Annotated in this window: 9 protein-coding genes; 6 read left to right on the plus strand and 3 right to left on the minus strand. The window is 39.9% G+C overall.

Annotated elements, in window-relative coordinates; translation table 11 throughout:
- From PHQ42_04480 to PHQ42_04495, 4 genes are all read left to right on the plus strand, one after another.
- Positions 1–637: Asp-tRNA(Asn)/Glu-tRNA(Gln) amidotransferase subunit GatB (locus PHQ42_04480; GenBank protein MDD5071959.1), on the plus strand; the 637-nt coding region annotated here is incomplete at its 5' end.
- Positions 638–736: 99 nt separating this feature from the next.
- The gene (locus PHQ42_04485; GenBank protein ID MDD5071960.1) at positions 737–949 is read left to right on the plus strand and encodes a hypothetical protein; all 213 of its coding nucleotides are present in this window, start codon (positions 737–739) and stop codon (positions 947–949) included.
- Positions 950–977: 28 nt separating this feature from the next.
- Complete coding sequence (locus tag PHQ42_04490) at positions 978–1,133, plus strand: hypothetical protein (GenBank protein MDD5071961.1); 156 nt, start codon at positions 978–980, stop codon at positions 1,131–1,133.
- 259 nt (positions 1,134–1,392) lie between these two features.
- The gene (locus PHQ42_04495) at positions 1,393–2,877 is read left to right on the plus strand and encodes an aspartate carbamoyltransferase regulatory subunit (GenBank protein MDD5071962.1); all 1,485 of its coding nucleotides are present in this window, start codon (positions 1,393–1,395) and stop codon (positions 2,875–2,877) included.
- A gap of 49 nt (positions 2,878–2,926) precedes the next feature.
- Here PHQ42_04495 and miaA read toward each other — a convergent pair whose 3' ends face one another.
- Positions 2,927–3,961 carry a tRNA (adenosine(37)-N6)-dimethylallyltransferase MiaA gene (gene miaA, locus PHQ42_04500; GenBank protein MDD5071963.1) on the minus strand — a complete coding sequence of 345 codons (1,035 nt, stop codon included), beginning with the start codon at positions 3,959–3,961 and terminating at the stop codon, positions 2,927–2,929.
- A gap of 101 nt (positions 3,962–4,062) precedes the next feature.
- On the opposite strand from miaA, the gene PHQ42_04505 reads away from it, so the two are divergent.
- On the plus strand, positions 4,063–4,323 hold the full coding sequence (locus PHQ42_04505; protein MDD5071964.1) for a hypothetical protein: 261 nt from the start codon (positions 4,063–4,065) through the stop codon (positions 4,321–4,323).
- A gap of 91 nt (positions 4,324–4,414) precedes the next feature.
- Here the strand turns inward: PHQ42_04505 and PHQ42_04510 are convergent, their stop codons facing one another.
- Positions 4,415–5,821, minus strand: coding sequence for a MiaB/RimO family radical SAM methylthiotransferase (locus tag PHQ42_04510; protein MDD5071965.1), 1,407 nt, complete (start codon positions 5,819–5,821; stop codon positions 4,415–4,417).
- A gap of 105 nt (positions 5,822–5,926) precedes the next feature.
- Positions 5,927–7,741: a glycosyltransferase family 39 protein gene (locus tag PHQ42_04515; GenBank protein ID MDD5071966.1), complete on the minus strand. Its 1,815-nt coding sequence runs from the start codon at positions 7,739–7,741 to the stop codon at positions 5,927–5,929.
- Positions 7,742–7,971: 230 nt separating this feature from the next.
- Between PHQ42_04515 and PHQ42_04520 the strand changes: the two genes are divergently transcribed.
- Positions 7,972–9,939 carry a hypothetical protein gene (locus tag PHQ42_04520; GenBank protein ID MDD5071967.1) on the plus strand — a complete coding sequence of 656 codons (1,968 nt, stop codon included), beginning with the start codon at positions 7,972–7,974 and terminating at the stop codon, positions 9,937–9,939.
- The last annotated feature ends 542 nt before the right edge of the window (positions 9,940–10,481 follow it).

Genomic DNA, 10,481 nt, shown 5'->3' on the forward strand with positions numbered 1-10,481 from the left:
GATTGGCGGACAATGGCTGGCAAAAATAAAAGCCGGTTTGATTGAATTGCCAATGGAAAAAAAGAAACGATTCAAAACCGAATATAATTTTGATGAGACAACTGCGGAAATTTTAGTAAGCGACAAAAATCTGGCCGACTACGCGGAAAAGGTGATTTCTGAACTTAGGGCCTGGATAGACTCTGCGGGAGACGACTGGGCGAGACAAAAAAACAAACTTGCCAAAATCACAGCCAATTGGCTGATTGGAGAATTATTCAAATATTTGAACGAGAATAAGAAAGCCATAATAGACATAAAAATAACTCCGGAAAATTTTGCTGAGTTTATCGCCCTTGTTCATAAGGGAAAAATAAATTCCTCGGCCGCCCAAAAAATAATGCAAACAATGTATGAAAAAGGCGGGGACCCGACTGATATTATGGCTGATTTGGGGTTGGAGCAAATTGACGACAGCGCCGAACTGGAAAAAATAATAAAAGCCGTGATAGAAAAAAATCCAAAGCAGGTTGGGCAATATAGCCAAGGCAAGACCAATGTGCTGCAATTCTTTGTCGGCCAAGTTATGTCAGTTACGAAAGGCAAGGCCAATCCCAAAATTGTCATAGAACTTCTTAAGAAACTACTCACAAGTTAACTTTGATCGATCCCGCCAGCGGCGGGAGCGGTTACGGGCGACAAAACAAACTCCAAAATTGTCATAAAATTTCTTAAAAAATTGCTTAACAAATAAACTATGTTCAAAGGAATTGAAAAATTTATCCCCGGCCGTTTTTCCCCCACTCCGGAGGAAGAAGAAAAAGACCCGGAGATCAGAAAAAAAATGGAAGCGGCCAATGAAGCCGCTCGGAGAAAAATAGCTGAACAGGCCAGAGAAAAACTAAGGAGAGAGATGGAACAGCTTCCGGGCGAAGAAAATCCGGAAGAAAAAGAATTAAAAGTCGCTTAAATTCATTCTTTAATTTTATTTTATAAATATGGGGTTTGAACGAATAACGCCTGCCGTCTTAGGCAAAGAAAATGACCCCGAGAAGGAAGCTTTGATAAAAGAATACGAGAAAAATAAAAAAGAAGTGGAAAAACTTCTTGCTAAAATTCATGAAATAGAGGGAAAATTAGGCAAGGCGGCTTAAAAAATTCATCTTAATTTAAAAAATTTGACAGATTAAAAATTCTGCTTTATACTGTTAATAATTTAACTCATAATAACCGGAATCTGTGGATAACTACTACTTGCCTGCCGAAAAGGTAGGAACCAAGAAAAATTTAAAATTCCCTTTCTGCGGGGTGACTTCACCTTGTGGGAATACTATTTCCTAAAATATCCCGTCCAATGGACGGGATATTTTTTTAGGCAAAATTGATCTTTACAACAGACAGAAGGAGGAACAAATGAGGCACGTAATCAGCATAACGGACTTTACTCGCGAGGAAATCTTTGACGAGGTTCTGCCTGGATGCCAAGCGCAAATCGCGGTTGCCAAAAAAAGGCAGGCGGGAAAAAGGGCTTGGCCGCAAAAGAAAAACCGCAAGGCCACCTTTCTTTTTCTCGAACCCAGCACTCGCACCAAAGGATCGTACGGGGAAGCCGCCAGACTGCTTGGTTGGTCATGGAATGAAATAATCGGAATTGAAGCGACTTCTCTGACTAAAAAGGAGAGCTTGGCCAATACTGCCAGAATGCTAGCCGGCCAAGGAGCCGGAGTTTTGGTTATTCGCGCTAAAATTGAAGGAGCGCAAAAATTTATCGCCGAAATCCTGGAAAAAGAAGGCTACCCAATTTCCATCCAAAATGGCGGCGATGGCACCAACCAACACCCTACCCAGACCTTCCTGGACCTGCTCACCATCTCGGAAAAATTGGGGCGGCTGTCGAATTTTAAAATCGGCTTTTTCGGAGATTTGAAATACGGCCGAACAGTCCATTCCCTGATTTGCGCCCTGGCCCACTGCCAAGATGTTTCTCTAACTCTGGCTTCCGACCCGGAAACAACTCTGCCGGACCATTACAAAAAATTCTTCAGCCGAGCGGAGGAGGGAGACGATCTGGGATTACTATCCGATTGCGATATCATCTACGGCTCAAGACTTCAGGAAGAAAGATTTCTTGGCGACCAGGTGGCTTTAGAGCGAGCCAGAAGCCGATTTAGGCTTACGGATCATATTTTAAAGCAATTCAAAAATTCCGTTCTGATTATGCACCCTATGCCTTTTGTGAATGAATTCGCGGTTGACATAAGGCGTGACCCGAGATTGATCGTTGACGAACAAGCCTGGTTTGGCGTCCCAACCAGAATGTACCTTCTGCAAACCGGCTATGAGAACAGGGGAAAAATAACTGCCCTCAGCGCCAAAGCGCAAAGCAACAACCGGCGAATTCTGAAAAACATCGCTCTCACAGAATACCTGAGCGAAAGGGAAAGAAGGAAGGGGCGCCACCAATTTTTCCGACCGATTACCGACGAAGGCGTGGTCATTGACCATATCCCGAAAGGCCTGGGGCTAATCATAAGAGAATATCTTCTCGGGCAGGGATTAATCAGCGGCGGCGTCAGACATCTGATCGAAGAAGTGCCTTCAATAAGCTATGGATTCAAAGATGTCTTAGTTTTACCGGGATCATCTATTTCTGATGAAGCCATGGGAGCGATTTCTTCCTTAGCCCCGCAGGTAACTTTCAACTGCATTAGGGACGGTGAATTCCGGAAAATAAAAATCAATACCCCTGGAATTATCCGCGGCATCGGCGCCTGCCCCAACCCTAATTGCATTACCAACCACGACCCAGAGGCCGATGTTAAATTTATTAACCAAAACAACGGTTCTCTGACCTGCTGGTATTGCGAAAAGGAATTTCGCTTAAAAGAAATATTTTAAGAAAAATAAAAGCTGATATTGGAAAATATCAGCTTTTTCTTATTCTTTTTTATTTTAAAAATTTTTTAACCAATCTTTCCGCTTCTTTCCCATCTGTCACCCAGTTTATTTTTCTCCCCTGCTTTTCCCAGCGCCTAAACCATGTCATCTGCCTCTTGGCAAACTGCCCGATGGCCCTATTTAATTTTTCCGCTATTTCTTCATAAGTTAACTTGCCTTGCAGATATAGAGAAATATATTTATATTCTAACCCAAAACTTTCCAGCCGTTTCCAGCTTACGCCGTCTTTATGCAATTTTTCCACCTCCCCGACCATATTTTCTTTTTCTAATCTTTCTACTAATCTCTTATAAATTCTTTCTTTTAAAACCTCTCTGGGCCAAGTTAAGCCAAGCAAAAGAAAATCATAACTAGATTTAGAGGCTCGATCCCTCGCAAGGGGTCGAACCTCTTCGCCCTGCATTATCTCAAGATAACGGATCAACCTTCTTTTGTTCTTTCTCTCGCTTCCATTCAACCGTTCGGCGAATTTAGGATTTATATTTTTAAGCTCTAAAAATAAATCTTCTACGCTTTCCTTCTCTAATTTTTCTCTTAACTTCTTATCCGGTTTTGTCCCGCTTAAATTATAATTATCAACCACGGCCTGCAAATATAAACCAGACCCGCCCACGATTATTGGTGTCTTACTGCGCCTTAAAATATCGTCTATAGCTTTAAACGCTAATCTCTGATACTTAGCCAAACTAAATTTAGTATTAGGATTAACCACATCAATTAAGTGATAAGGGATATTAATTGTTTTGGATTTTGCCTGCCTGCCGGCAAGGCAGGGATTTTGGATTTTATTTGGAATTTGGAATTTGGAATTTGGAATTTCAAGACGATAGTCTTGCAGGTCTTTGCCAGTACCAATATCCATTCCTTTATAAACCTGCCTTGAGTCCGCGCTAATAATTTCACCGTTAAATTTCCGCGCCAAACTAACCCCTAGCGTTGTTTTCCCGCTAGCCGTCGGCCCTAAAACTACGATTATTTTACCTGTCCCGCCTATGCGGTGATTATTTTTCTTACCTATTGACATATTTCTAAATTTATGCTATGATAGAATATTACCCTAAATTAAATTGATCTTTGACAAATTTTAGATATTTTTTGTTTTTCCACTTAAAAAAGGAATTTGAAATGAAAAAATTATTAGCTGGCTATGCTATCACGACAGTTATAGTAATGATTACCGCTATTTTAGTTTCCGTCTTGGCAAAAGTGACGGAAACTAAAATAGTTACGTTTGCGGCGGCGGCTGCGGCGGCGGCGGTTACGTTTGCGGCGGCGGCGGCGGTTACGTTTGCGGCGCCAAACGACCTTACGAAAGTAATTGCGACGACAATAGCGTTCTTTTTAACAAATGCGGCTATATTATACTTTGTATCTTTGCTTATCTAAACAACTCCTCTGATCCCCGGACCAATCCTCCGGGGTTTTTCTTTTTTATGTTATGCGTTATGCGCCTGCCTGCCGGTAGGCAAGTTCCACGTTATGCGACAATCCCTTCCAACCCGAAATCTCTCGCCTTTATTATTTTAATTTTCACGAATTCCCCGGATTTGACATTTGAGCTTTGGTATTTAACATTTTTATTTGTTGCTGTATATCCATGCCACTCCCCCTTCTGATTTTTCCCGCTAACTAAAATCTTAACTGTCTTGCCGATATACTTTTTATTATTTTCCAAAGCGGTTTTCCGCAAAATTTTCATCAATTCTTCTTCTCTGCGCTTTTTTTCCTCCGAGCTAACATCGTCTTTCAGTTTATAAGCGGCGGTGCCCGGCCGAGGGCTATAACGGGCAATATAGGCCATATCAAACTTTATTTCTTTAAAAAGTTTAACCGTATTAGCAAACTGTTTTTTTGTTTCCCCCGGAAAGCCGACAATCACATCGGTCGTCATGGAAACAGGCATCTGCCCAGAGTCGCGTTTTGAGTTTTGAGTTTTGAGTTTTGAAATTTGTTTGTCATTTGAATTTTGGAATTTGGAATTTATAACATGTCTAATCTTTCTAACTAATTTAACATAATTTTCTCTTGTATAATTGCGATTCATGGCAGACAAAATCTTATTGTCTCCGGCTTGCGCCGGCAAATGAATATGTTGGCAAATTTTATCACTGCCGGCAATAATTTTTATCAGCTCATCGCTCATATCTTTCGGATGGCTAGTCGCAAACCTAATCCAAAAATTACCCGGAATATCATTAACCATTTTTAATAACTTAGCAAAATTAACTCTCCTGGATTTATTCGGCAATCGGCAATCGGCAATCGGCAATCCAGATTTATAGCTGTTGACATTTTGGGCGATTAAAATAATTTCCTTATACCCATTTTTTACCAAATCTTTTATTTCTCCTAAAATTTCTTTGGCCGGGCGATAAATCTCTCGTCCGCGAGCATAAGGCACCACGCAGTAGGAACAAAAATTATCGCAGCCGTTGCCAATCGGCACAAAAGCGGAAAAATTTGAACTGTATTTTGGCCTTATTTTTAAATAACTACAATTTTTCGTTTTTTTCTTAAATCTTAAATCCAAATTTGCCAACTCGGAAATATTTAACCAAATATCCACTTTGTCCGCCAGCCTCCGGCGCACATCTTCCCGCTGGCTCAAACAGCCGGTCAAAATGATTTTTGCTTTTGGGTTTTTCTTCTTAATTTTTCCCACTAGTCCGTAAACCCGATCTTCGGCCGACTGGCGCACCCCGCAGGTTGTCAGCACGACAACTCCAGCTGAATTTTCATTCTTTGCCGGCTTAAACCCAAAACTTTCTAAATAGGCCGCTATTCTCTCGCTATCGCTCTTGTTCATTTGGCAACCAATAGTAATTATGTAATATGTTTTTTTATCTTTCACCCCGTTAGAAATTTTGTTATTTATTACCTTCATAAAGATAGAATTTATCTTTTAGACACTTTCTTCTGCCTAAATTTATAATTTCCACCGTCAGATTTCTAACGGGGTTCATAATTCTTAATTCTTAAATCCTAATTCTTAATTTATAATTTCTGATTCCTTATCCTTGCCCAGTTTGTACAAAGTAAAGTCCGCGGTAATTTTTTCTATCGGCGTTATCATTAAGCCCGCTTCTTTTAATTTTTTGTCATTCAGATAATTCAGGTCTTTCTCGGGAAAGGTGAAATTATAATAATAAACAGGCAGATAATTTACCAGCCTCGCGTAACGGGCGTTCATATTCTCATCGTCAAATAGGCCGACAATCACTTTTCTCTCAGGAAAAAATATTTTATCATGATAACGGGTAATGATAATGGAATTGGATTCGGTTAAACTTAAAACTTTTCCCAGTTCATGCCTGGCCATTTTTTGATTTTGGGCCAAATAGAGCAAACCCTCTTCCGAACCGAACAAAACGAAAGAAATGGAAACGAAACAAACTAAAATAAGCAGAACCGCTCGGCTGCCATTAACCAGAAAGGTTCTTCTTGTCCGGCCAAATTGTTTTCTTGTTTTATCAGCCAGAGTTATCATAGAATCAGCCGGCGGCGAACCCTCTTGCCAGAGAGGAAATAAAACCCTGGTAAATTTGATTAAAAATAAGCTGGCAAAAGGCAAAACTCCCAAATAAATCGGCAGCCAATAACGGGTATAGGAATTGCCGATAGTGAAGCTTTTGGGATCCGGGTTATCATGAAAAAGCCAACTGCCGTAATAAAAAAGCAAAATCAGGCAGATGAGGCCGTAAGCCGCCGAATAAACAAAATGCTTTTTTTTCCATTTGCCGAACCTCTGGAGAAACAAAAAAGCGCCCAGGGTTGCCGGCCAGAAGAGCCAGGGGAACATAGCGGCAAAATAATGATAAAACATTTTTATTGACTGCTTCGGGGCAAATCCAAAATAAAAAATAGTGTCTTTTATTTTATGAAAAACCTCCCGGCTATAGGCCAGATTGCCAACCACGGTTGATTTAACCAAATCTCCGCTGGCTTGGGCCAAAGTTTTGACCGATTGGTTCATTTCCGGATAACCGCCGGCCAAGGCGGAACCGTATAAAATCTGATCCCAATACAGGGCGGGCAAAGCCGCTAAAAACATAAAGGACAAAAAAATTACCAATTTCGTAAAACCGATTTTTTTAATATTGGAAAGCCAGACGATAAGCAACATCGGAGCCAGCCAAAGCAACTCCGAAGTTCTGGTTATAATGGCAAGCCCGAAAAAAAATCCGGCCAAGGCGGCAAACAGCCAACTTAGCAAATTCAAATTCTTCCGCCTATATTTTTTTCCAACCATTAACAAGCCGAAATACAAGCCAAAAATCAAAAGCGCGACAAATAAAACATTATGGAACATGCTCCGCGCCGAATAATAAATATAAGGGGGAAAAAACGCCAATAAAAAAGCGGAAATCAAAGCGTTGCGCGAACCAAAAAGTTTTTTTATAAAAAGATAAAAAAATATTATTCCAACGGCGGCGAAAGCCGGGGTCAGAAACGGCAATATTTTAAAACCGGCCAAACTTGCCAAAAATCCGTAAATTAAAATAATCCCCAAAAAACTTACGGGCTTTAAGCTTCCACCGGCGCTGGAAAAACTCCTGGGATGGATTACGCCTTCGCCGACTAAATTATATTTCTCAAACATGGTCATTGCCCCGGTCTGGCCATAGAGTTTTGAAAAAATATAGTTAGCGCTTTCGTCAGGCGAAGACCACTTTATAAAATCACCGTCTTGCACTATCAGATTATAGCTTGAAACTCCAAAGAAAAAAATAACAGACAAAAAAATAACCGCCAGCAGGGGCCATTGGCCTTTGAGCCAAATTTTAATTTTCTGAATAATTTCCATATTTATTCCCTACGAATTACGAATATATTTTATTACAAATTCACAAATTATCTCACAAATTCACAAATACTATTTTAAACGTTTTTATTATATTTGTATATTTGTGAATTTGTGACTGATTTGTAATTTGTAAATGTTATCTTAGCAAAAAACACCAATAAAAGCAAGAAAATTTGAATCCTGGCAAAAATTTGCTATGATGTAGATAAGCTCATCCTAAGACCAAAAAAATGAAAAAATATTTTGGAAAAAACTGCTCATATTTTTTAGTTGCCCTAATCAGCTTGATTTCTCTTTTCGGCGCTATTACCTACCGCCTCTACCGCCTGGATAACCTTGGGGCAATTATCAGCCTGGCCTTATCCGCCTTTTGTTTTGCCGTTATTCTTTATAAATTTAAAAACAGGAACTCGGATTACGATTATACGCTAAAATGCTCAAAACCGGAGCAAAACAAGAACGGGTATTTGTTCTCCGTTTCTATTTTTTTCTACTGCCTTTTTGTCTGTTTAACTTTTTACGCCTTATTCATGGCCGGAACCAGCCAAACCCTTATTTCTCCATGGGAAGCGGTTTCTCTTTATTTCTTCGTTTTTTATGGCTTGGCTACGGCTATTCTCATATTTGCCATTGCCTTTTTCCGCCCGCAAAAAAAAATTTTCCTCGCCCTTCTGGGCCTCCACTATTTTCTCTCTTTTTCCGCGGCTATAATTGTTTATAAAATCGGCTATGGCTTTGATTCTTTTATCCACCAGGCCACGGCCGAGTTAATTGAAAAAACCGGCGCGGTTTATCCAAAACCTTTTTATTATCTGGGCCAATACAGCCTAATTGTAATTTTACATAAAATTACCACTCTGCCGATTGTCTGGCTTGACAAATTATTAGTGCCGGCTTTAACCGCTATATTTCTGCCTAATGCCATTTTTCAATTTTTAAAAAAATATTTTAATAATAATAAAATTAATCTTTTACTTCCCGCGGCCATTTTAATCCTGCCTTTTTCTTTTTTCATTGCCACCACCCCGCAAAACTTAGCTTATCTTTTTCTTTTTCTCACCATTTTTTACGGCCTTACCTGCTCCTGCCAAAAAGAATTAATCGTTGTCTATATTTTTGCTTTGGCCTGCTTGGCTTGCCATCCTTTGGCCGGTTTGCCCGCCCTTTCTTTCGCTCTGGCTTTAACCGCTTATCACAGCAACCGAAATAAATTAAAAAAATATTTCTATTTTTTAATTTTTATTTTTTCCAGCTTATCTCTCCCTTTGGCTTTTTATTTTGTCAACAAAAATAATGGAATAGCCGACATTTCCGCTGAAACCGTTTCCGACTCAAATATTTTGGAAAAAATCTCTGTCCCCGGGCGGGAAAATTTTATTTTGAATTTTGTTTATCTTTACGCTTTCAACCTTAAAACCTTAATCGCTATTCTTATTTTGGCCGGTTTATTCATTGCTTACCGCAACCGCCAAAACTGTAAAATTTACTTCTTAAATTTAATTATCGCAATTTCTTTAGCCATTGCCTATATCCTAACCGGCCGGCTTCCCTTTGATTTTCTAATTTCCTACGAAAGAAATGATTATTTAGAAAGAATTCTCTCTTTAATTGTTATTTTCCTTCTGCCCCTTATTATCATCCCTCTTTACGGCTTGCTGGAAAAAATTATTGAGCAAAAAAGAACCATAAAAATTCCTTTTCTTGTTTTTCTCGCCATTTTAATCACCGCTTCCCTTTATCTTTCTTATCCTCGTTTTGACCGCTATTTTAATTCCCGCGGCTATTCTACGGGTGAAAATGATATTGCCGCCGTCCATTGGATTGAAAACGACGCCGCTGGCAGCAGCTATGTCTCGCTCGCTAACCAGCAGGTAAGCGCGGCCGCTCTGCGCGAATTCGGCTTTAACCGATACTACCCCCTTGATAAAGGGGGCGAGGGGGATTTGGGTGAGGTATACTTTTATCCAATACCCACCGGAGGCCAGCTCTACCAATATTATCTGGATATGGTTTATAAAAAACCGGCTAAAAAAACCATGAACTCTGCTATGGATTTTGCCGGCGTTAGCCAAAGTTATTTTGTTTTGAACAAATACTGGTGGGCTTTCCCGAAAATACTGGCTGAAGCCAAACTGGAAGCCGATTCCTGGACCGAAATCGGGCAGGGTGAAATTTATATCTTTAAGTATTTAAAATAATAAAATTAAAAAAAGAAAAACCGCCTTGGCTTTTTTGCCTTAGCGGTTATTTTTTTCTACCCCCTTGTTAACCTGCCTGCCGGTAGGCAGGAGGGAGCAAGGGGGATTATTCATCATCAGGTCTAATATCCCCTTCTTCAGGGCAACCTCTTTGCCTCCGCAATTCTCTCAATAGAGCGGCATATTCACGCCTCTTTCGGCCGTATTCGTCTCTTTTCCTTATAAGCTCCGGCAAAATAAATTGTGAATTTGTTGCCTCAATTATTAGCCCTCCCGGTTTTTGTGTTATAGACAATGAGCGAAAAAAAAATTAAATGTCAAAAAATAAAATCCCTGAAGCAAAATGCTCCGGGGGTTTTTATTTCTTGTTATATTAATATATTAACACAATAAAAAATCTTGTCAAGGTCATAACTTAGGGTATACCTAGTCAAGTGGAACAGAGCTAATTGATTTTTGCAGATAGGTTAGCGGAGAATCAAAGATTTCCGGGTGGCTAAATCTTACTGAAAATTCAGCCACGTATTCTGGCAGATATTCTG

It is taken from the genome of Patescibacteria group bacterium (genome assembly GCA_028711655.1).
In the GTDB taxonomy this organism is placed as follows: Bacteria; Patescibacteriota; Patescibacteriia; order Patescibacteriales; family JAQTRU01; genus JAQTRU01.